20 protein-coding genes and 1 tRNA gene are annotated in these 22,606 nt (G+C 51.1%); 13 read left to right on the plus strand and 8 right to left on the minus strand.

The window, feature by feature from the left end:
* Positions 1-219: 219 nt before the first annotated feature.
* Positions 220-1,314: a GGDEF domain-containing protein gene (locus AC0IWZ_RS00775; RefSeq protein WP_471678377.1), complete on the minus strand. Its 1,095-nt coding sequence runs from the start codon at positions 1,312-1,314 to the stop codon at positions 220-222.
* Positions 1,315-1,529: 215 nt separating this feature from the next.
* Here AC0IWZ_RS00775 and AC0IWZ_RS00780 point away from each other — a divergent pair, with 215 nt between their 5' ends.
* The 7 genes from AC0IWZ_RS00780 to AC0IWZ_RS00810 all read left to right on the plus strand — a co-directional run bounded on the left by AC0IWZ_RS00780 (position 1,530) and on the right by AC0IWZ_RS00810 (position 8,625).
* On the plus strand, positions 1,530-3,143 hold the full coding sequence (locus tag AC0IWZ_RS00780) for a mechanosensitive ion channel family protein (RefSeq protein ID WP_471678376.1): 1,614 nt from the start codon (positions 1,530-1,532) through the stop codon (positions 3,141-3,143).
* The gene (locus tag AC0IWZ_RS00785) at positions 3,140-4,291 is read left to right on the plus strand and encodes a BamA/TamA family outer membrane protein (RefSeq protein WP_471678375.1); all 1,152 of its coding nucleotides are present in this window, start codon (positions 3,140-3,142) and stop codon (positions 4,289-4,291) included. The genes AC0IWZ_RS00780 and AC0IWZ_RS00785 overlap by 4 nt, the downstream gene beginning before the upstream one ends.
* Positions 4,292-4,384: 93 nt before the next feature.
* Positions 4,385-5,314: a porin family protein gene (locus tag AC0IWZ_RS00790; RefSeq protein WP_034492717.1), complete on the plus strand. Its 930-nt coding sequence runs from the start codon at positions 4,385-4,387 to the stop codon at positions 5,312-5,314.
* Positions 5,314-6,447 (plus strand): BamA/TamA family outer membrane protein, encoded by a 1,134-nt coding sequence (locus tag AC0IWZ_RS00795; RefSeq protein ID WP_471678373.1) that lies wholly within the window; start codon positions 5,314-5,316, stop codon positions 6,445-6,447. The genes AC0IWZ_RS00790 and AC0IWZ_RS00795 overlap by 1 nt, the downstream gene beginning before the upstream one ends.
* Entirely contained in the window at positions 6,447-7,568 is a 1,122-nt protein-coding gene (locus AC0IWZ_RS00800) for a DUF4056 domain-containing protein (protein WP_034492692.1), read from the plus strand. Before AC0IWZ_RS00795 ends, AC0IWZ_RS00800 begins: the two co-directional genes overlap by 1 nt.
* Positions 7,569-7,669: 101 nt before the next feature.
* Positions 7,670-7,984, plus strand: coding sequence for a BON domain-containing protein (locus AC0IWZ_RS00805; RefSeq protein WP_034492695.1), 315 nt, complete (start codon positions 7,670-7,672; stop codon positions 7,982-7,984).
* A gap of 182 nt (positions 7,985-8,166) precedes the next feature.
* Positions 8,167-8,625, plus strand: coding sequence for a GNAT family N-acetyltransferase (locus tag AC0IWZ_RS00810; RefSeq protein WP_034492698.1), 459 nt, complete (start codon positions 8,167-8,169; stop codon positions 8,623-8,625).
* 63 nt (positions 8,626-8,688) lie between these two features.
* On the opposite strand, the gene AC0IWZ_RS00815 is transcribed toward AC0IWZ_RS00810, so the two are convergent.
* The 6 genes from AC0IWZ_RS00815 to aspA form a co-directional block, all read right to left on the minus strand.
* Positions 8,689-8,764 (minus strand) — tRNA-Phe (locus AC0IWZ_RS00815).
* 114 nt (positions 8,765-8,878) lie between these two features.
* Positions 8,879-9,454 carry a transcriptional regulator gene (locus tag AC0IWZ_RS00820; RefSeq protein ID WP_034492700.1) on the minus strand — a complete coding sequence of 192 codons (576 nt, stop codon included), beginning with the start codon at positions 9,452-9,454 and terminating at the stop codon, positions 8,879-8,881.
* A 46-nt stretch (positions 9,455-9,500) separates the two neighbouring features.
* A complete protein-coding gene (locus AC0IWZ_RS00825) occupies positions 9,501-11,267 on the minus strand; it encodes a protein-disulfide reductase DsbD (RefSeq protein ID WP_471678372.1) in 1,767 nt (588 codons plus the stop codon).
* On the minus strand, positions 11,243-11,566 hold the full coding sequence (cutA, locus tag AC0IWZ_RS00830; RefSeq protein ID WP_034492703.1) for a divalent cation tolerance protein CutA: 324 nt from the start codon (positions 11,564-11,566) through the stop codon (positions 11,243-11,245). Before cutA ends, AC0IWZ_RS00825 begins: the two co-directional genes overlap by 25 nt.
* Before the next feature lie 97 nt (positions 11,567-11,663).
* The gene (locus AC0IWZ_RS00835; RefSeq protein ID WP_034492705.1) at positions 11,664-12,965 is read right to left on the minus strand and encodes an anaerobic C4-dicarboxylate transporter; all 1,302 of its coding nucleotides are present in this window, start codon (positions 12,963-12,965) and stop codon (positions 11,664-11,666) included.
* A gap of 113 nt (positions 12,966-13,078) precedes the next feature.
* Positions 13,079-14,515, minus strand: a complete 1,437-nt coding sequence (gene aspA, locus AC0IWZ_RS00840; protein ID WP_034492708.1) for an aspartate ammonia-lyase — start codon at positions 14,513-14,515, stop codon at positions 13,079-13,081.
* Between the two features lie 340 nt (positions 14,516-14,855).
* Here aspA and AC0IWZ_RS00845 point away from each other — a divergent pair, with 340 nt between their 5' ends.
* From AC0IWZ_RS00845 to AC0IWZ_RS00865, 5 genes are all read left to right on the plus strand, one after another.
* On the plus strand, positions 14,856-15,341 hold the full coding sequence (locus tag AC0IWZ_RS00845) for an FxsA family protein (protein ID WP_115631370.1): 486 nt from the start codon (positions 14,856-14,858) through the stop codon (positions 15,339-15,341).
* A 137-nt stretch (positions 15,342-15,478) separates the two neighbouring features.
* The gene (locus tag AC0IWZ_RS00850; protein WP_034461121.1) at positions 15,479-15,772 is read left to right on the plus strand and encodes a co-chaperone GroES; all 294 of its coding nucleotides are present in this window, start codon (positions 15,479-15,481) and stop codon (positions 15,770-15,772) included.
* 48 nt (positions 15,773-15,820) lie between these two features.
* Positions 15,821-17,464, plus strand: coding sequence for a chaperonin GroEL (groL, locus tag AC0IWZ_RS00855; RefSeq protein WP_034492712.1), 1,644 nt, complete (start codon positions 15,821-15,823; stop codon positions 17,462-17,464).
* A 1,102-nt stretch (positions 17,465-18,566) separates the two neighbouring features.
* The gene (gene ltrA / locus AC0IWZ_RS00860; protein WP_471678371.1) at positions 18,567-20,252 is read left to right on the plus strand and encodes a group II intron reverse transcriptase/maturase; all 1,686 of its coding nucleotides are present in this window, start codon (positions 18,567-18,569) and stop codon (positions 20,250-20,252) included.
* Between the two features lie 229 nt (positions 20,253-20,481).
* Positions 20,482-20,853: a DUF4156 domain-containing protein gene (locus AC0IWZ_RS00865; RefSeq protein ID WP_269474353.1), complete on the plus strand. Its 372-nt coding sequence runs from the start codon at positions 20,482-20,484 to the stop codon at positions 20,851-20,853.
* 115 nt (positions 20,854-20,968) lie between these two features.
* Here AC0IWZ_RS00865 and epmB read toward each other — a convergent pair whose 3' ends face one another.
* Positions 20,969-21,997 (minus strand): EF-P beta-lysylation protein EpmB, encoded by a 1,029-nt coding sequence (gene epmB, locus AC0IWZ_RS00870; protein ID WP_471678370.1) that lies wholly within the window; start codon positions 21,995-21,997, stop codon positions 20,969-20,971.
* Positions 21,998-22,037: 40 nt separating this feature from the next.
* Between epmB and efp the strand changes: the two genes are divergently transcribed.
* On the plus strand, positions 22,038-22,604 hold the full coding sequence (efp, locus tag AC0IWZ_RS00875; RefSeq protein ID WP_034492727.1) for an elongation factor P: 567 nt from the start codon (positions 22,038-22,040) through the stop codon (positions 22,602-22,604).
* The last annotated feature ends 2 nt before the right edge of the window (positions 22,605-22,606 follow it).

A 22,606-nucleotide genomic window follows, 5' to 3' on the forward strand; every position in this document is an offset into this window, starting at 1 on the left:
GGCATATACAGTAACATTTTCACTAAAGAGGATTTTAACTAACTCATTTAAAAATAAACGGAAAGAATCAAAATTAGATGGGAGTGCAAGATAATAGACAGGAATAACCGAGCAAAATAATGGTTTTGCCCGGCTATTTTATTGGTCAAATGGGATGGGAAGAGAAAAAATAAATGTAATTACTTCCTGGAATTATTTAAATTATCTTAATTAAATATTTTAGTAATTTACCCGATTTCTACCTTGTTCCTTGGCTTTATAAAGTTGCTGATCTGCCTTTTCAACCAGTGCTTCGAGCGTCATTCCTTCTTGCCATTGTGCTATGCCCTGGCTGATGGTGAGCACCGAGGAGATACGCGAGCCTTTGTGGGGAATATGCGCATGAGCAATATTTTGCTGAATCCTGTGGCTGATAGCTTTTACCTGCGAGATGTCATCGCAGACGGTCAGCACCACGAACTCTTCACCGCCAAATCGAAACGCGCTGTCGCTGTCTTTACGCAAAGATTTTTCAATGCATTGCGAGACTTTAATCAGGCATTTGTCTCCGGCAACGTGACCATACATATCGTTGTATTGTTTGAAGAAATCGATATCCATTACAATCATGAACAGCTTTTTTTTGTTGCCAGCAAGCGCGCTGACACACTCTTCAAAGAAACTCGTCATGCTGAGTCGGTTAAACAATCCGGTCAACGCATCGTAATGCGCCTGCTGCACCAGCTTCTTAATCAGAATATTTTTCTCGTATTCGCTGCGCTGAACGCGCTGGTACCACTCGAGCAGAATGTAGCGGGCAGAATAAATCACCATCAGCATGATTACGGCCCCGACAACCTGCGCCACGCTGAATTTATCCTGTAAGAAGAATTCGACATACAGCAAGCAGACCACCAGTGGCGCGGAGAATAGCAGCAGCAAACGCCCTGAAATGTAAAAGGTAATGGTCGCCGGTAATAATACCGAGACGGTTAACATCAGTGTGATAAGCGGGTTTTGATAATAAAGAGTGAAGTTCAAAAATAACACCGACCACAATAGCCCAAACGCCAGAACCACAAAGGGCAGCAGTTTGTGGTAGAAACCGTCGTTAATGTTCTTCTTTATTTTTACTGTGATCAGCAGATTGATTAATGAAAGAGCAATGATGCATCCGCACAGTATTTGCAACATCAGCGGCAGGTCTTCAACATCGCTACGGTGCGTGCCACGTAATAATAACCAGGCGCAGAAGATAATATTCAAAGACAAAAACCACATATAGCCTTTGGTGCTGGTAATGACGCTTTCGCCCGTGCTGTGATTAATGTCCACTCATCCCGCTCCTTTTATAAATTTAATAAATGATAACCTGCGTGCCCTTGAGATGCCACCTGGTGAAATGCGCGTCAGGCAACTCCTTAACATCTCTCAAGTTATCTTGAATATGCCTCACGCTGGTCTATGCTCAACGTAGTATAGAGACGGGTGCGATTGATCTCGTGTGATTGAATAATAAAACAAAATTCTTTCTTTTCCGGGTGATAAATATGATTAGGGCGCTGCTAATTTTTTTGGCATGGACCACTCTGTATACCTCTGGTGCGTTGCACGCGGCGGAACCACGGCAACTTCCTTCTGAACAGGATAAAGCACGCACGGTTTATATTTTTCACCATCCGATTGTTATGTTGCAGGCCAAATTCGGCCTGACAACACCGGAAGAACGTGTGCTGCGCATCCGCCAGATGCTACGTTCGCTCAGTGAAGATGATATCCGCCATCCTGTGCAAATTACCCCGGTTCAGCGCTACAACCAGCAAGGGCGGCTCTTCACCATTAACGGTAAAGTCGTGATGCTACTGGCGGAAGGTGACCTGGATGAAGGCGATGATTTAACCCTGGACCAGGCCGCACAGCGGGTATTAACGCGCATGGATGAACAGCGCACTTCGTTAAGGGATCAGTATTCTTCGTCTTATCTCGCCATCGCGACGGTAAAAACGCTGGTCGGAACGGCCGCTTTAGGGTTGCTGTTCTATGGCGCGTTTAGATCCTGGCGCAGAGTGAAGCGCTACTTTGAGGCAAGAGTCAGCCAGAAAAAGGGGCTTATTCCGGCGAAATGGCGTGAATTGGTTGGTGCAATTGAAGGCTATCTTTACGGTTTACTGATGATTTTGCTGGGGATCGCCGCGTTTTATGTCTGGCTGAGTTGGATGTTCCGGCTTTTTCCGTGGACGCGAGTCTGGGGAGAATCATTAGGTGACTGGTCGATTAATGTGTTTCAGAAAATCGCGTTATCTATTGTTTCCGCGTTCCCCGGTTTGCTGATTGTTTTGATTATCTTTTTAATCACCGCCTTCATTCTGAAGTTGCTGAAAATCCTGCTGACACGTGTTGAGGGCGGCAAGATGATGGTGCCGGGCCTTCATCCTGAAACGGTCGGTGCCACGCGCAAACTCATTTCCGTCATGGTCTGGCTGTTTGCTCTCTCGGCGGCTTATCCGTTCCTGCCCGGTGCTAATTCGCTGGCCTTTAAGGGGATCAGCGTGTTCTTTGGTTTGATGTTAACGCTTGGCTCCGCGGGGGTGATGAACCACGCCATGAGCGGCCTGGTGCTGACTTATTCCCGCGCGCTGCGCAAAGGCGATGTGATTCGTATTGGCGATAACGAAGGGTTGGTCAATGAAGTCGGTATGCTGGCGACCAAAATTCTGACCCGCGAAAACTACATTGTTACGGTGCCAAATGCGGTGGTGGTCAGCGGCAAAATCACCAATCTCAGTGCGCAAAATCCGGGTGGGGGCGTCAATCTGACGACCAGCGTCACCATCGGCTACGACACGCCGTGGCGGCAGGTTCACGCGATGCTTGAACTGGCCGCTAAACGTACCAACGGCATTGAACAAAATACGCCGCCGCTGGTGCGCCAGCTTAATTTGATGGACTGGTATATCGCCTATGAATTGCAGGTCAAACTGCGCCCGGGTGAATCATTGGCAGGAGTGAAAAGCGAATTGCACAGCCATATTCAGGATGTGTTTAACGAATTTAACGTGCAGATTATGTCGCCGAATTTCGTCAATCAGCCGGAAAATGCGGTGATGGTGACGCCAGAAAATTGGTTTGCACCCCCGGCTATACAGCCTGAAAAACCGTCATGAATAATTTCACGCGCGCCTTTGCAGCACTTCTTTGCGTCGGACTGTGGTTACCCGCAGATGCGCGTGCCAGCGGATTTATCGACGACTCCGACGGTATGCTGGACATGAGCCAGTATCTGAGTGAAAACCGCTACGGCTTTTTGCCGATTCCGGTGGTGATCACCGAACCGGCGATAGGCTATGGCGGTGGCTTGTTTGGTCTTTTCTTGCATGACACGGCTGATAGCGAAGCGTCAAAATCCCGCACGGACGGGCGAAAAATACCGCCAGCGATGTCGGCGTTTGGTGGCGGGGCGACGCAAAACGGCACCTGGTTTGTCGGCGGCGGGCATCGCCACACGTGGAACAATGACGGAATTCGCTATCTGGTGGCACTCGGTTATGCCGATATTAATCTGGATATCTATTCTGGTGATATTGCAGGCTTTGACCGGGGAAAGGGCGTTAGCACTCAAACGAAAGGCTACGGCGGAATACAAAAACTGCTGTTTCGCGTGGCCGATTCACCATTTTTTGTCGGTGCGTCGCAGTTTTATGCGAATATGGAAATCTCTGCCGATAACACCTTTATTAACCGTGGGTTACAACGTGTCCTGGGTGAGAAAAGCTCTACCTCTGGTGTCGGGTTACTGGCAGAATATGACACCACGGACAACTTTTTCTACCCGCGTAATGGGTTGTCCGTCACCGGGGAATACCAGTTCTATACCAACTTCCTCGGTGGCGATTATCGCTACGACACGCTGACGCTCGACGGGAAATATTTCCAACCGTTGAGCACTGATTTTACCCTGGCGCTGGCGGCAAATTATCAATCGCTGTCACGTCACGATAAACATTTGCCCCCGATGGCGCGGCCCTACATTAATTTGCGCGGGATCTCGCGCTATCGTTATCAAGGGGATTACGTCAGCACCGTGCAAGCGCAGCTCGAATGGCAGATGACACCGCGCTGGGTATTGCAGGGGTTTGTTGGCGCGGGGAGTGCCAGCAAAGAAGCGGATGAACTTTATGAGCAAACCGAAGTGGCCTATGGCGGCGGGTTCCGTTACCTGATTGCCCGCCAGTTTGGTTTACATACCGGAATTGATGTTGCGTTTAGCGACAATGAACAAGCGGTCTATTTCAACGTAGGGGCGGGGCTGTAAAAGGAATTTGCCGCCTGACTGACAACGCAGACATTAAAAGAGAACGTAATGAAAACAAGGCTAAGGGGCGTGCAACAGTGTCAATTGATTGCACTGCCGTTACTGTTTTTATCCGGAGCGGCGTTTGGCGCGGCAACGGATACAGCGACAGAGAGCAGCACGTTTCCTATCTGGGGAGATGAAGCTCGTGCGCGGGGATACTCCATCCCACTGCCGTTTGGCGTGAATCTCAGCTACATGAATATGCGCCAGAATGTTGATGTCGATAGCATTACTTTCTCCGGGCTAAAACTGGGGGCGCACCCGATTCCCAGCGATATGTTTAATATTGACGTCGGCCATACACGCGAGCGCAGCAAATCGGAAAACTTGCGCCTCGATATGTGGGTTTTCCCGTTTTTGAATATCTATGGGATTGTGGGCTACACCAAAGGCTCGTCGGTTTCGAACGTTTCGGTTGATGCTGACCCGTCGCTGTACACCGGTATTGACCGGATTATTGCCTCGTCGGTACATCGCCTTAATCAAAGCGGTGATTTGCAGAATATTGATTTCACACTCGATTTCGAAGGCCGAACCTACGGCACCGGTTTTACGCTGGCGGGTGGCTATAAAAATTGGTTTACCCTGGTGGACACCAACTACACGCGTACCGATTTCGACATTCTCGACGGTAAAATTTCGGCGGTAACGATATCGCCGCGCGTGGGTTATCGTTTTGATATGCCGTCTATTTCCGGCCCGTCGCATTTAAGCGTGTGGGTGGGGGCGATGTATCAGGACGTTCAGCAGGAGTTCAAAGGTAGCCTCGCTGACCTGAAGATGCCTCCCCAACTTCAGCCGCTGATTAGCGCGGTGAATAAAGATAACGAAGGGCGCTTTGACGTTAAGCAGCACCTTACCTCACCGTGGAACACGCTTATCGGTGCGCAATACGAGCTCACACAAAACTTTAATGTGCTGACTGAGATTGGTTTTAACGAGCGTAATAGCTTCTTTATCGCAGGCGAATATCGATTCTGATGAACAGAAGTAGCGCGCTATTTTTGAGTTTGTTAAGCCTCATGATGATACCGGCCACCACGGACGCAATGACGCGCGAAGAGATCGACGGTTTTCTGGGAAAGCTCGGTGCCGATAACCAGTATGATGCCAGCAAAGGTATTAACTGGAGCGTGCTGCCTGGGCCATTTTATACCCCGGAGCTGAAACTCGGTTTAGGAACGGCGATCGCCGGGATTTATCGTGTTGATCCGAACGATCATGTGACCCAGAACTCTTCGGTATCGTTTACCGGGTTCGTCAGCAGTAGCGGCGCGTTGGGAATGGGTATGAAGAACTACACCTTCTTTAGCGGTGACGAATGGCGACTTTTTGTTGATGCTTCTCTGGCAAAAATCCCAACCGGGTTTTGGGGGATTGGCTACGACGCCGCACAAGGTAACGAACAAAAATATACTCAGCAATCATTCAGTCTCCATCCGCAGATTATGCGTCAGGTGGTTGATAATCTTTATGCAGGCTTAGGCTGGGATTATTCAACTTACGACGCTGAAGATATTGATGACCCACATCCTGACGATAACTTTTCCCGCTACGATGCGGGCAGTAACTCGAACAGTTCCGGTGTTACCGCCGCCATTAACTACGATTCGCGGGATGTGATCACCCGGCCCCAGCACGGGCAATTTTTCAGTGCTGAATACAGCCTTTTTGATCCTGCGGTTGGCTCAGATACCCACTTCACCATATTGCAGCTGCAATATAATTATTACTATCCGCTCAACGATCAGGACGTTCTGGCGTTTGATCTTTGGGGACGTTTTGCACGGGGTGATGTGCCCTGGGATCGTTTGTCCGAGGCTGGCGATGACAACCGAATGCGCGGTTATTATCAGGGGCGCTATCGCGATAAAGACGTGGTGAGCACGCAACTGGAATACCGTAAAAAGCTTAACTGGCGACACGGCTATGTTTTATGGATTGGCGCAGGGGCGCTGGGCGACAGCCCGCAGCATTTGTCAGATAACCCGCTGCTACCGACCGTAGGCGCAGGCTATCGTTTCGAGGTGAAGCCAGACATGAACATTCGCCTCGACTTAGGATTTGGAAAAGAAAGTGCAGGGTTTTACTTTCAAGTGGCGGAGGCATTTTAATGCGGGTTTGGTTTTTGGCAGCGCTATTGGGCGTGGCATTTCAGAGTATTGGCGCACCACCGAAGCCCGCAGATATCTTGCCTTTCGAACAGGCGAGACGCGTGTGGCCGGTGGCGCAAGATCTTACCGCGCCCGAGTCGCTGCGCCCTTGTTGCGCGTTTGGCTACGATTTACAAGTCCGCGCAGTGGGCGTGCCGATTCCGGTCTATCAGATTGGTAATATTTTGACGCTCTCGACGCTCGGCCAGCATCGTTATAACGACAGCGCGCTGGGGGCGGTTAAAAATATCGTTGGTCTGAGCGAAGAGAAAAGCGGCCTGATTTACACCCACCGTGGGGGCTTTATTGATATCGCCCACGTCCGCGATACTGCCGATAACACCTTCTACCTTTTTACGCAGATTTATTCCCGACTCGGCCAGGACTGGCGCCTGTTTTATAGCGAAGAACTGGGCGTGCGACGTGTCCAGCTTCATGCCTTCACGCCGCCAGCCTCTATGGTTGAACGCTACACGATTGCGGCCTGGCTTGCGGGGCATCTCGCGTTTCAACTGGCACAATGGCATGAAATTGCCCAGTGGTATGGATTCCAGTCGGTCCCCGGTTTTTCTGAGGAAATATCCGCTTTCTCGCCAGAAGATTTGTACTCGAATTTGTTGGGTGCCAGGCTTGCGATAAACGTGATTCTGCATGGACATGGCCGCTCGGTTGAGGCCTACAATGCCGCGATGGATAAAGCGTTGCACAAAGCGTTGGTGCAACTTGGCGCGGTGCGGAAAACTGAAACGGAGAGAAAATTTCGCGAAGTGGACGGCGACTGGTGGAACAGCAAACGCCGGGTGCCGGATAAATTTCTGGTGCTCAATCGTAACTACGATTTAAGCGAAAACCGCTTCCCGACGCCGGTACCGTTTGAAAGAGCAAAACCTTACCGTCTGCTGATGCCGGCAACCGTCGCGGGTGTAACAATAAGCCAGCTTGGCGAGTTGCAAATCCATACCGGCAGTGACATGCGCGGCCTTAAAGTACCGGATAGTTTCTACCTTCCGGCACAGTTCCCGGCGCTGGCTGAACAAGCCAAATACGCCGACCAGATACAGCTCCAGCAAATGAAGAAGTGAGTCTATTTGTGCAAAATAAGAAATGACTGCTGGGTAGGGATACTGTCTACCGGGCATCTGTAGGGTAATATATTCGTTGGACTCAATGTGAGGTATTAATTGTGAAAAATAAAAACACGTTTTTTAATATTTGTGCGTTAGCCGTGGCGGCGACTCTATTAACAGCTTGCGCGGGTTCATCAAAACAAGAAAGCACCGGTGGTTACATTGACGACAGCGTGATCACTACAAAAGTGAAATCTGCGTTACTTGCTGAAAAATCTATTAAATCCACAGCTATTGGCGTTGAAACCTTCAAAGGCCGCGTACAGCTCAGCGGTTTCGTCTCTTCTGCGGCAGAAGCCAATAAAACCGTTTCAGTCACCAAATCGGTTAAAGGCGTGAAGGCCGTTGAGAACGATCTGATCGTGAAGTAATAACAAAATTGAACTTCAAATAAGCAGGAAAAGGGCGTTGTCATTTTCCTGCTTATGCTCATTTAAAAAAATGAGTTGTGATCGTATTTAAAAATCAGCGTCATAAGTAATCGTTATTGGACTGGCATGCGGTTGTTCGATTTGATGTTACGAATATGTAACTAACAACCAGGAAGCCGAGCATGTTCACCATCAAAACCGACGATCTTTCGCACCCGGCGGTGCAGGCATTAGTGGCCTATCATATTTCCGGCATGCTGGAGCAATCTCCGCCAGAAAGCAGCCATGCTTTAGATGTGCAAAAACTCCGTGACCCGACCGTGACATTTTGGTCGGCGTGGGAAGGGGAGCAATTAGCCGGAATTGGTGCGCTGAAAATGCTCGATGATGAGCACTGCGAGCTGAAATCCATGCGCACCGCGACGGAGTTTTTACGCCGTGGCGTGGCGAATCAGTTCTTGCTGCATATCCTGGGCGTGGCGCGTGAACGGGGATTTCAGCGCATCAGCCTTGAAACAGGTACTCAGCCAGGGTTTGCGGCCTGTCATCATCTGTATCTCAAGCATGGCTTTGTGGATTGCGAGCCGTTCGCGGATTATCAACTCGACCCGAACAGTCGCTTTATGACGATGGTTTTGTGAGGGGAGTTAGAAACTCAAATCTCAGAAAGCAAAAAACCCGCCATAGGCGGGTTCTTCTAAATGTGGTGCCCGGACTCGGAATCGAACCAAGGACACGGGGATTTTCAATCCCCTGCTCTACCGACTGAGCTATCCGGGCAACGGGGCGCATTAAACCGTAAAGGCCGTTGGGCGTCAACGGCTTTGTCATAAAAAACGGGTTAAATGCGTTTAACTGCCTGCTTTTCATTCATATTGGCGAGAAAATCACTCATCAGGTTAATGCGCCACCTTGTCGGCATTGCGCAAAGCGCAGAATGTCTTCGGCAAGTTGACGAGCAGTCTCAATGTCTGCCTGACTGCGTTTGACCAACAAACGGCTCAGGCAGCCTTCCAGCACCAGTTCCATTTGGTGAGCCACCATCGTTGGGTCGTCCACTTCCAGTTGCGTCAGCATTTCATGGGTGAATTCCCATGCGGCCTTTTTCTGCTGATCGGCCAACTGGTGAATCGGGTGCGACGCGTCCGGGTAAAACGTGCAGGCAGCGATAAACAGACAGCCTGGATAACGATGGTTGTTGACGCATTCGGTCAAGGCTTCGTAGCGTTTCAATAGCTTCTGCTCAAGCGATAGCTCTTCGTTAAGCACGAGCTGGCGACGCCAGATATCCACTTGCTGGCTCAAATAACGCAGGGCGTCGTACAACAGCGCTTCGCCATTAGGCCAGAAGTTTCGAATCTCATTGACTGGATAGTCAGCCTCGGTTGCGACCATCTCAAGGGTGGTGCTGGCAATGCCTTCACGTTCAAGGACGTGTAGGGCGTGCTCAAGTACGTCTTCGCGTTGCACGGTTTTCTCCTCCGTCGTTCAACGGTTTGTCCCACATTAGTGTTGTTTACTGCGCGTGTTTCTGCAAATGCGTACGGAAATCGTTGGCATCCATAAAACCGGTAACGCGTGCATCGGGCTGTTCCTGTCCAGTTGTATCAAAGAACAGGATGGTTGGCAGCCCTAAAACCTGTAAATGCTTTAATAGCGCGTTGTCTTGTGCATTGTTAGCGGTGACATCTGCCTGAAGTAAAACGGTATTGGCCAGTTGCTGCTGAACTTGCGGATTGCTAAAGGTGTATTTCTCGAACTCTTTACAAGCCACGCACCAGTCCGCGTACAAATCGAGCATTACCGGCTTACCTTTTGCCTCAGTAAGCGCTTTATCCAACTGTTGAATGTTGGCAATTTTAGTGAAATTAAGATGCGCCTGGCGGGTGGCGACGGGGGTACCAAATGCCCAGTCTTGCAGCGGTTTTGCCGACACTAACGCGGTACCCAGCAGGATTATCTGCACCACTCGCATCCAGGATTTGGTCGCCTGCAGGCTGGTGATAAATGCCCAGCCGAAGAACGCCACGCCAAGCAAGCTCCACAACCGAACGCCCCACGGTTCTCCCAGTATGCGTTCCAGCAGGAAAACCGGCAGTGCAAGGATCACAAAACCGAACGCGATTTTGACGGTTTCCATCCACGGGCCACTTTTTGGCAGCAGACGGTTGCCGAAAACGGTGATCAGCATCAGCGGTAAACCCATGCCTAACGCGTACAGATATAACGTGCCACCGCCGAGCCACATGTTTCCGCTCTGGGCGATATACAGCAGGATTGCACTCAGCGGTGCGGTGGTGCAGGGCGAGCAAATCAACCCGGCCAGCGCACCCATAGCAAACACACCGCCTGCTGAACCCCCTTGCTGGCGGTTACTCATCAACGTAAGTCGAGTTTGCACAGACGACGGCAGTTGGAGTGTAAACAGGCCAAACATGGACGCGGCGAGCAGCACAAACAGCGCTGATAAACCGATCAGCACGTAAGGGTGTTGCAGCGCGGCCTGGAATTGCAGGCCAGCGGCAGCGACGACAAGGCCGAGCGCGGTGTAAGTCAGCGCCATGCCTTGCACATAGATGAAGGTCAGCAGCAGAGCGCGAGCGGTGGATAAACGCTGTTTGCCGCCCAGCACGATGCCGGAAATCAGCGGGTACATCGGCAGCACGCAGGGCGTGAAGGCGATGCCGATGCCAATTAAGAATGCCCAGAGTGCGGAGAACGGCAGTTGGGTGGGTTCAGTGTTGTCTGAACCCCTCACCCCGGCCCTCTCCCCAGGGGAGAGGGAGGAAGGCGAGTCGGCACTGGTTTGTCCCCTCTCCTGGGGGAGAGGGTTAGGGTGAGGGCCACTCGCCTCAGCCACCACTTCACTGAGCGGCACAATGCGTGTCTCAGGCGGGTAACAGAACCCGGCTTCGGCGCAGCCCTGATACGTCACGCTGACCGTCGCCCCTTTGACCGCCGATTTCACCGTGACCGGCAAATTCAGCCGTTGGGTGTAAATCTCGGTTTTGCCGTAGAACTCGTCTTCATGCCAGGTGCCTTTCGGCAGGTCCAGCGGGGCGAGTTCGGCCTGGGCTGGGTTGAGTTTGATTTGCTGGCGATAAAGGTAGTAGCCCGGTTTTATCTGCCAGTTCAGGTTGAGCTGGTTTTCAGACTGCTGAAAATCAAAGGCAAAAGCCTGGTCGACGGGAACAAACTGAGATTTGCTCTGGTTGTCGAACAGACCGGCGAATGCGTGTGAACTGAAGAGCGCAAAGATTAGCGCAAAGATGCGTAGAGCCATGAGAGGTATTCACTATCTCCGTGGGTAACTGGCAAAACCAGTAATTCAGGGGTTTGGTATGGGTGATGCGATTTCAGGCAAGCCAGCAGGGCTTCCTGATGCTCAATGTCACTTTTGAGCAGCATTTGCACCTCATACTCCTGTTCCATTTTCCCTTCCCAGTAATACAACGAGGTGGCACCGGGTAATAAGGTGACGCAAGCCGCCAGTTTTTCAGCCAGCGCCAGCGCGGCAAGTTCCTGCGCGGTGGCTTCGTCCGGGGCAGTACAAAGGATGACAACAGCCTGGGTAGTCGGCATAGCTAACCTCGTATCTGGTGGGTCAGCGGTGACTATAGCATGAGGGAGCGAGGGGAGGTGTTAAACGGGCCGCTAGGCGACCCGTGTTTTGAAAGATTTACAGAACCAGCCCGCCGACAATAAAGCCGAGGATGACGCACAGCGAAATGGCAATCACGCCAGGAATCAAGAACGCATGGTTAAACACGTACTTACCAATACGGGTGGAACCGGTGTCGTCCATTTCTACCGCCGCCAACAAAGTTGGGTAGGTTGGCAATACGAACAACGCAGAAACGGCAGCAAAAGAGGCGATAGCGGTGAGCGGGCTAACACCGAGCATCAGAGCCGCAGGCATCAATGCTTTGGTGGTCGCCGCCTGGGAGTAAAGCAGAGTGGCGGCGAAGAACAGCACTACCGCTAACATCCACGGATAGCTTTGCAGTAAATCGCCCGCCACAGCCTGAATATCCTGAATATGGTTTTTGACGAAGGTATCGCCCAGCCACGCCACACCCAGCACACAAATACAGGCGCTCATGCCTGATTTGAAGGTGCTGGCATTGAGAATTTCACCGGTGTCGATTTTGCAGGTGATGCAAATCAGAGTGGCGATGGTCAGCATGAACACCACAATCGCTTCGTTACGCGGCAGAATTGGGTTTTGAATCAGGCCCACGGTGTCGCTGATGGCGGTAGCGTAGAACATCACCGCGACGATACCGATAAGGAACAGTAAAACGGAGCGTTTGGCGTGTGGTTTCAGCTCAAAGACGCTGCTGCCACGCAGCTTCACTTCACCTTTTGCGACGCGTTCCTGATAAACAGGATCGTCTTTCAGCTCACAGCCGAGGAAGTTACAGACGATAGCCGTCAGCATAACGGCAACCAGTGTGACGGGAATGCAGATAGACAGCAGGGTCAAATAGCTGACGCCTAACGGCTCCAGAATACCGGCGAAGAACACCACTGCCGCAGAAATCGGTGATGCAGTAATCGCGATTTGCGAGGCGACAACGGCAATAGACAGTGGACGAGATGGGCGAATGCCTTGCTCTTTTGCCACTTCGGTAATGACCGGCAGCGTGGAAAACGCCGTGTGGCCTGTTCCGGCCAGAATCGTCATAAACCAGGTCACCAACGGTGCCAGGAATGTGATGTATTTTGGATGACGACGCAGTAATTTTTCGGCGAGGCTGACGAGGTAGTCCATTCCTCCCGCCACCTGCATGGCAGCAATGGCGGCAATAACGGCCATAATGATTTCGATGACATCGAACGGGATGGCCCCGGGTTTAATCTGGAAAAATAGCGTTAAAACCAGCACACCAAAACCGCCAGCAAAGCCAATGCCTATGCCGCCGAGTCTGGCTCCCAGGTATATCGCTAGCAGCACGATAACAAGTTCAGCTCCAAACATGATTTCCTTCCTTGTGTTTGATTATTTGATAATTATATGTTGTGTTTTTGTGATTGGTGCAAATGAAAAAGGCACGTCCAATGGACGTGCCTTTTGTCGACTACCTAAGAAGATTACTGTTCATTTTCATCGGTATAACGTTTTGCTTTATAGACCGGGTGCATCAGGTTGTTGATGGAGAAAATGTCGTCCAGCTCGGCTTCGGTAAGCAGGCCGCGTTCCAGCACAACTTCACGCACGCTCTTGCCGGTTTCAGCACAAATCTTACCGACGATATCACCGTTGTGGTGACCAATGAACGGGTTCAGATAAGTGACGATACCAATCGAGTTGTAGACATAGCTTTCACACACTTCTTTATTCGCGGTGATGCCGTTAATGCATTTTTCCAGCAGGTTGTAGCACGCATTGGTCAGGATGTGGATGGACTCAAACATCGCCTGGCCAATCACGGGTTCCATTACGTTCAGCTGCAGCTGGCCCGCTTCGGAAGCCATGGTGACGGTGATGTCATTCCCAATCACTTTGAAGCAAACCTGGTTAACCACTTCTGGAATCACCGGGTTGACTTTGGCTGGCATAATAGAAGAACCGGCTTGCAGTTCTGGCAGGTTGATTTCGTTCAGGCCGGAGCGTGGGCCGGAAGAGAGCAGGCGAAGGTCATTACAGATCTTCGACATTTTCACCGCCAGGCGTTTGAGCGAGCTGTGAACCATGACGTATGCGCCACAGTCGGAGGTCGCTTCAATCAGGTCTTCGGCAGGTACGCATGGCAGGTTGCTGACTTCAGCCAGTTTCTGTACCGCCAGTTGTTGATAACCTTCTGGCGTGTTCAGGCGAGTACCGATTGCGGTCGCACCAAGGTTCACTTCCAGCAGCAGTTCTGCGGTGCGCAGCAGGTTGCGGGTTTCTTCATTCAACAAGACGTTGAAGGCATGGAATTCCTGGCCCAGCGTCATTGGCACGGCGTCTTGCAACTGAGTACGGCCCATTTTCAGAACGTTTTCAAACTCAACCGCTTTGCGTTGGAAGCCGTCGCCTAACTGATTAATGGCATCAATCAGTTTCACAATAGAAGCGTACACTGCGATACGGAAACCGGTAGGGTAGGCATCGTTGGTGGACTGGCATTTGTTGACGTGGTCGTTCGGGTTCAGGTACTGGTACTCACCTTTCTGGTGGCCCATCAGCTCAAGCCCAATGTTGGCGAGCACTTCGTTGGTATTCATGTTGACGGAAGTACCGGCACCGCCCTGGTAAACGTCCACCGGGAATTGGTCCATGCACTTGCCGTTATTCAGCACTTCATCGCAGGCCTGGATAATGGTGTTTGCAATGCTTTTTGGAATGGTTTGCAACTCCTTGTTCGCCATTGCCGCTGCTTTCTTAACCATAACCATGCCACGTACAAATTCAGGGATGTCACTGATTTTGCTGTTGCTTATGTAGAAGTTTTCAATCGCTCTCAGAGTATGAACACCATAATAGGCATCCGCTGGCACTTCCCTGGTACCCAACAAATCTTCTTCGATACGAATGTTATTTAACATGTGAACCTTCTTAATTAAAGCTGCCATTGATTGATCATTGCACACACAGGATCTCTGGTTGTGCGATGAATAGACCGACGATTATGTCCATATTCGGTCTGCGTGCCGTGATGATATGCTGATGATAGCGAAAAGCAGTAATCTGGATCACTTATTAAAGGTCATCTCACATAACAATTATTAATATGTGATGCCGATCAATTGTTGAAAATTTCCAAAAAAATAATGCGGCACGAAGATTGATTTTTGGCTAAGGCGTCGCCATCTCTTTGGCTAAGCATAATCGCTAACCTATTTTCGCAAATGCCTGAAGGCGCTTGCCCAACTACAGGAGTGTACGGTGCGCTGGATACCGTTAATTGCCGTCTTTCTCTATGTATACATAGAGATTTCATTGTTTATTCAAGTCGCTCATGTGATGGGTGTCTTCCTGACACTGGTGCTGGTGATATTCACCTCAGTAATTGGTATGTCTCTGGTTCGCAATCAGGGCTTTAAAAATTTCATGCTGATGCAGCAAAAAATGGCAGCGGGTGAAAGCCCGGCCGCTGAAATGATTAAAAGCGTTTCGCTGATCATTTCTGGCCTGCTGTTGCTGTTACCTGGCTTCTTTACCGACTTCCTCGGTTTGTTGCTGCTACTGCCACCAGTGCAAAAGCATCTGACGCTGAAACTGATGCCGCATTTACGTTTCTCGCGCACGCCGGGCGGCGGTTTTAGCGCGGGTACTGGCGGTGGTTCAACGTTCGACGGTGAGTATCAACGTAAAGATGATGCGCCGAAGCAGCTCGACGATCGCGATAACGACGATCGTCACAATCGTTAAAAATCGAAAATTTTTTTGTTTTCCCCCTTGAAGGGGGGAAGGCTCATCCCCATCTCTCAGGTCACCAGCCGATAACCCATTTTGGGCCGGCGTTACCTAAACAATTGATACTGACTTTCTCAAAGGAGAGCTATCACATGAGCATTCGTCCATTACATGACCGCGTTATCGTCAAGCGTAAAGAAGTTGAATCCAAATCTGCGGGCGGCATTGTTCTGACTGGCAGCGCAGCAGGCAAATCAACTCGTGGCGAAATCATCGCTGTCGGTAAAGGCCGCATCCTGGAAAACGGTAACGTGCAACCGCTGGACGTTAAAGTCGGCGATATCGTGATTTTCAACGATGGTTACGGTGTTAAGTCTGAGAAGATCGACAATGAAGAAGTGTTGATCATGGCAGAAAGCGACATCCTGGCAATTGTTGAAGCGTAATACGCGCACTAACTGAACGAACATAAACGAATTTAAGGAAAGTTAAGAATGGCAGCTAAAGACGTAAAATTCGGTAATGACGCTCGTGTGAAAATGCTGCGTGGCGTTAACGTACTGGCAGATGCAGTGAAAGTTACCCTCGGTCCTAAAGGCCGTAACGTTGTTCTGGATAAATCTTTCGGTGCACCGACTATCACTAAAGATGGTGTTTCTGTAGCGCGTGAAATCGAACTGGAAGACAAGTTCGAGAACATGGGTGCGCAGATGGTTAAAGAAGTTGCCTCTAAAGCGAACGACGCTGCGGGCGACGGTACTACCACTGCAACCGTGCTGGCTCAGTCCATCATCACTGAAGGCCTGAAAGCTGTTGCTGCAGGCATGAACCCAATGGACCTGAAACGCGGTATCGATAAAGCTGTTATCGCCGCTGTTGAAGAGCTGAAAGCGCTGTCTGTTCCTTGCTCTGACTCTAAAGCAATCGCTCAGGTTGGTACTATCTCTGCTAACTCCGACGAAACCGTTGGCCAACTTATCGCTGAAGCGATGGAAAAAGTGGGCAAAGAAGGCGTTATCACCGTTGAAGAAGGCACTGGCCTGCAAGACGAGCTGGACGTTGTAGAAGGTATGCAGTTTGACCGTGGCTACCTGTCTCCGTACTTCATCAACAAACCAGAAACCGGTTCTATCGAACTGGACAGCCCGTTCATCCTGCTGGCTGACAAAAAAATCTCCAACATCCGTGAAATGCTGCCAGTTCTGGAAGCCGTTGCGAAAGCAGGCAAACCACTGCTGATCATCGCTGAAGATGTTGAAGGCGAAGCGCTGGCAACTCTGGTTGTTAACACCATGCGCGGTATCGTGAAAGTCGCTGCTGTTAAAGCACCAGGCTTTGGCGACCGTCGTAAAGCTATGCTGCAAGACATCGCTATCCTGACTGGCGGTACTGTTATCTCTGAAGAGATCGGTATGGAGCTGGAAAAAACGACTCTGGAAGATCTGGGTACTGCAAAACGTATCGTGATCAACAAAGACACCACCACCATTATTGATGGTAACGGTGAAGAACCTGCAATTGCAGGCCGTGTGTCTCAGATTCGTCAGCAAATCGAAGAAGCAACTTCTGATTACGACCGTGAAAAACTGCAAGAGCGCGTAGCTAAACTGGCTGGCGGCGTTGCAGTAATCAAAGTCGGTGCGGCTACCGAAGTTGAAATGAAAGAGAAGAAAGCACGCGTTGAAGATGCCCTGCACGCTACCCGTGCTGCGGTTGAAGAAGGCGTGGTTGCCGGTGGTGGTGTTGCGCTGATTCGCGTGGCTTCTAAACTGTCTGAACTGCGTGGCCAGAACGAAGACCAGAACGTGGGTATCAAAGTTGCGCTGCGCGCAATGGAAGCTCCACTGCGTCAAATCGTTCTGAACTGCGGCGAAGAGCCATCTGTTGTTGCTAACACCGTGAAAGCGGGCGACGGTAACTACGGTTACAACGCAGCAACTGAAGAATACGGCAACATGATCGACATGGGTATCCTGGATCCAACCAAAGTGACTCGTTCTGCTCTGCAGTACGCAGCATCCGTGGCTGGCCTGATGATCACCACCGAGTGCATGATTACCGATATGCCAAAATCTGACGGCCCTGACTTAGGCGGCGCAGGTATGGGCGGTATGGGTGGCATGGGCGGCATGATGTAGTGCGACGAGAGTCGCATTCCTCTGCGTAACTAACTGAATAAACAGAGAAATTCCCTCTCTAACAGTTAGCTTACGCGCCCCAGGAGAGCGGGGCTAGTCCCCGCTCCCGAAAGCCGTTTAGCGTAGCAGAAGGTGAGCCGTTTCGACGGTGGAATACGCCCCCGAAGTTTGGGTAACCTTTCAGTGATGAGCAGTAACGCGCCCATTACTTTCACTCAGTTATCTGCAGCGGTTAATTCTGCGCGGAGTGCCCGTCAGGGCAGACGTCGGTGACTCCAAAATCGACGTTACATCTCAACGATTGTGACACCTCGTGTCATACATCTTCATTTCATCCTTTCATGGATTCATGAACAGGGCGGGATCGTTTTGCTCGCGATCTTCACAAGAGGAATGCAGCGCAAGCTGTACGGGTGATTGTTCTGCCGCTATTTCCTGAGCAGAAACAGCGAAGAAGAACCCGTTGTTCAGCCAACGGTAGCCTAAGGATAGTGCGTCACTGGTAACGGTGAGGTGCGAAGCTTCCTGACAACGTACTCCCGCGCAAGCGGCGGCTGGTATCCGCGAGGACGCCATCTGGATTGGTCTAACGACATGACCATGAGAGGCCAGGCTGTATCGTAAGGTTAACGTACGTGAACTGCTGTTAAACACCGTCAGCCGCATTGAGCGTAAGTCGTTGATACGCTTTGACCAAAAGGTGGGTGAACAGGTTATCTCTTTTACATCTGGGGATACGCTGATGTTGTTTCACCGGTGGATAGGCAGAACCTAACCGATACGTGTCATCTGTATGGAACTCGGTAAGCCCGTATATCCGCCTCATCGAGGCAGGGGAGCCGTAAGGCAAACTGTTGGGTATGCGGGTAGAGGAGGCCGGAGAAAGCAAACGCCGCGCTGTAATGGCGCGGACAGAAGCATGAAACAGGGCTTCACCGGAAACGGGGCAGACTTCCGGCTGGTCTTAAATCGCAGTAAGGCTTGTAAAGCTTATTGAATGTACCCCGAGGGGCGAAACGTGATTTCTCCCTCGGGGGAATCCACGTCCGTCCTCAGGGTGCTCTGCACGAGCATTCAGGAGGATAGCAAGGTGAATACCGGAATGCGAGTTGAATCGCAGGCGGTATCTGCATCTTCCCGCCCGGAAAGGTGGCACGCCATTAACTGGCGCAAAACCTCAGAAGCGGTGAGAAAGCTACAGGTACGCATTGCGAAGGCGGCGCAACAGCAGGAGTGGCGACGAGTAAAAGCGTTGCAACGAATGCTGACCCGTTCGCTGGCGGCTAAGGCATTAGCGGTCAGGCGAGTCACGGAAAACCGGGGCAGGGATACCCCCGGAGTGGATGGAAAGTTATGGAATACCCCGAAAACCAAATGGGAGGCTATCTTCGATATGAAGAGAACCGGATATCACCCTAAACCGCTACGGCGGGTGTATATCCCGAAGTCGAACGGCAAGTTGCGTCCGCTCGGGATACCGACCATGAGGGACAGGGCCATGCAGGCGTTGTATCTGCTGGCGCTGGAACCCGTGTCGGAAACAACAGCCGACCGCAACAGTTATGGTTTTCGTCCGATGCGTTCAACGGCGGATGCTATTGAACAATGCTTTGTAGCGCTCAGCCGGGGCAACTCGGCGCAGTGGGTGCTGGAGGGCGATATCAAAGGGTGTTTCGATAACATCAGTCATGACTGGTTACTGGCGCATATCCCGATGGATAAGCAGGTGCTGGGTAAATGGCTGAAGGCAGGTTACATGGAGTCTGGTCATTACTATGCAACCGGTGCGGGAACGCCTCAGGGCGGCATTATCTCGCCGGTACTGGCCAATATGGCGCTTGATGGACTGGAAACGGTACTTGAATCCCGATTTGGGATGAAGAATACCAAAACCAGCTACAAGACCAAGGTCAACTATGTGCGTTATGCAGATGACTTTATCATCACCGGTATCTCGCAAGAGTTGCTGGAGAATGAAGTTAAACCTCTCGTTGAGGCCTTTATGGCGGAACGGGGGCTGCAATTGTCGCCGGAGAAAACGGTGATAACGCATATTGAGCAGGGTTTTGACTTCCTCGGTCAGAACGTGCGCAAGTATCGCGGGAAAATGCTGATAAAGCCTTCCCGTAAGAACCTGCGAACGTTTCTGGCGAAAGTGAGGGACATTGTGAAGCGTCACCCGACGCAAACACAGGACTGGCTGATACGCCAGCTCAATCCGGCATTACGGGGTTGGGCGAACTATCACCGGCATGTGGTGGCAAAGGAGACGTTCAGCTATGTCGATTACCGTGTCTGGAAGCTGCTCTGGCGCTGGTGTTGCAGGCGGCATAAAAACCGCAATAAACGCTGGGTGAAAAATAAATACTTTCATACGGTAAATAATCGTCGCTGGACGTTTCAATGGCGGGAGGATAAGGATAATCCGGTGACTTTAGTCTATGCAAAAGACACCGTCATTAAACGACATACCAAGATAAAGGCGGAGGCTAATCCTTATCTGCCTGAATGGGAACCGTACTTTGAGCAACGCCTTGAGCGTCGCTGGAAGGAAACCATGCAGGGCAGGAAGAAGTTGCTGGCGCTCTGGCTCAGGCAGGAGAAACGCTGCCCGCTCTGTAACCAGTTAATTACTATGGAAACAGGCTGGCACGTTCACCATAAGCACCAGAAGCATCTGGGCGGAGGTGACGAGCTTGAGAATCTGGTCATGCTGCATCCGGGCTGCCACATCCAGTGGCATGTGAACGAGGAAAAAGATGCGCAACCGGTTCAACCCGTCGGTTGAACTTATTAAGGCTTGAGCCGTATGCGGGGAAACTCGCATGTACGGTTCTTAGGGGGCGGCGGCGCAGTAATGCGCTGCTGCTACCCGACATTGCCCCAACACCTGGTGTGAAGTTACACCGTGTTAAGAAAACCCTCAGGCAGAAATGTCTGAGGGTTTTTTCTTTTTGGTCGCAGTCTGGTATAAGATCTCACCGGGCGAAGACGGCCCGCTACTTTTCAAGACAGCATTGATAACGGGGAACAACATGCGCATTAAAGTTTCAGCAGGAATGGCTGTAGCAGCGCTGCTGCTGGCAGGCTGTAGCACCAGCAATGATCTTTCTGCTGGTGGGCAGGGCGTCCGTTTTGTTGAGGATAAGCCAGGCACTGAATGCCAGCTATTAGGAAATGCAACCGGTGAGCAAAGTAACTGGTTTTCCGGGCAGCAGGGCAGTGAAGGCGGTTCTATGCGTGGCGCGGCAAATGCTCTGCGTAATAACGCAGCGGCAATGGGCGGTAACGTGCTGTACGGCGTGAGCAGCCCGAGTCAAAACTTGCTGTCGAGCTTCGCTCCGACTGCCAGCACCATGACTGGCCAGGTTTATAAGTGCCCGAACTGATTTTTGGGTGAAACCACCCTCACCCCGACCCTCTCCCTAAAAGGGCAAGGGAGAAACCGTACATTTCCCTCTCCTGGGGAGAGGGTTAGGGTGAGGGAGAAATTCTCGAAAACGATCAGCTCTGTCGTAACTGCAAGTCTATCGGGGTCTTGCTCGGCTCACCGCCAATCTCACGGGCAAGTTTAGGCACCATATAGCCTGATACCATCGTCAGCAACTCACGCATAATCTTGCGTGCTTCATCGTCACTCACCATGAAATGCGCCGCGCCCTGCACTTTATCCAACACATGCAGGTAATACGGCATTACCCCTGCATCGAATAACGCGTTACTCAGTTGCGCGAGTGTTTGTGCATTGTCATTCACATCGCGCAGCAAAACGCTTTGGTTGAGTAACGTCACGCCAGCCAGGCGCAAATTCGTCATCGCTGCTCTGAACTCGTCACCAATCTCTTGCGCGTGATTAATATGATTAACCAGAATCACCTGCAAGCGTGAACGCGCAATGCGAGCCACCAGTGTTTCGGTGATACGAGCCGGGATGACAATAGGCAAGCGGCTGTGAATGCGTAACCGTTTAATATGCCCGATGGCTTCCAGTTCGCTAATCAACCAGTCCAGTTCACTATCTTTCGCCATCAGCGGATCACCGCCGGAGAAAATAATTTCGTCCAGTTCCGGATGTTCACTGATGTATGAGATAGCGGCCTGCCAGTTGCGCTTGTTTCCCTGGTTATCGGAATACGGGAAATGGCGACGGAAGCAATAGCGGCAGTTAACCGCGCATCCGCCTTTGACCAGCAATAACGCGCGGTTGCGGTATTTGTGCAGCAGACCGGGCACCACGCTGTGCTGCTCTTCGAGAGGATCGGTACTAAAACCGGGCGCGGCAATAAACTCTTCTTTTGAGGTTAGGACCTGGCGTAAGAGTGGGTCGTTCGGATTGCCTTTTTCCATGCGCGCAACAAAAGCTCGCGGTACGCGCAAAGCAAAAAGTCGACGCGCATCACGTCCCGCCAATAGCTCTTCGTCAGCGTTTAGCTCTAAAATATGCAGCAGTTCATCAGGATCGGTTATAACATCGGCAAGTTGCGTCAACCAATCTTCTCTGCGGGGGGGATTTAGGGTTACAATGTGTGCCATTTTTTGGCTAAGCTACCAATTAACAATTTCAGAGGGCCTTATGGCGACTTATTCTAGCAACGATTTCCGTGCCGGTCTTAAAATCATGTTCGAAGGCGAACCTTACGCGGTTGAATCCAGTGAGTTCGTGAAACCAGGTAAAGGCCAGGCCTTTGCTCGCGTTAAAATGCGCCGCCTGCTGACAGGCACCCGCGTAGAAAAAACCTTCAAATCTACCGACTCCGCTGAAGGCGCAGACGTTATCGATATGAACCTGACTTACCTGTACAACGACGGTGAGTTCTACCACTTCATGAATAACGAAACCTTCGAGCAGCTGGCAGCTGACGAGAAAGCCATTGGCGATAGCGCTAAATGGATGCTGGATCAGGCCGAGTGTATCGTGACCCTGTGGAATGGCCGTCCAATCGCTGTTCAGCCACCAAACTTCGTTGAGCTGGAAATCGTGGAAACCGATCCAGGTCTGAAAGGTGATACTGCTGGTACTGGCGGTAAGCCTGCAACACTGTCTACTGGTGCTGTGGTTAAAGTACCTTTGTTCGTTCAGACTGGCGAAATCATCAAAGTTGATACTCGCTCTGGCGAATACGTTTCTCGCGTTAAGTAATA

Source organism: Buttiauxella sp. AC142 (assembly GCF_979253435.1).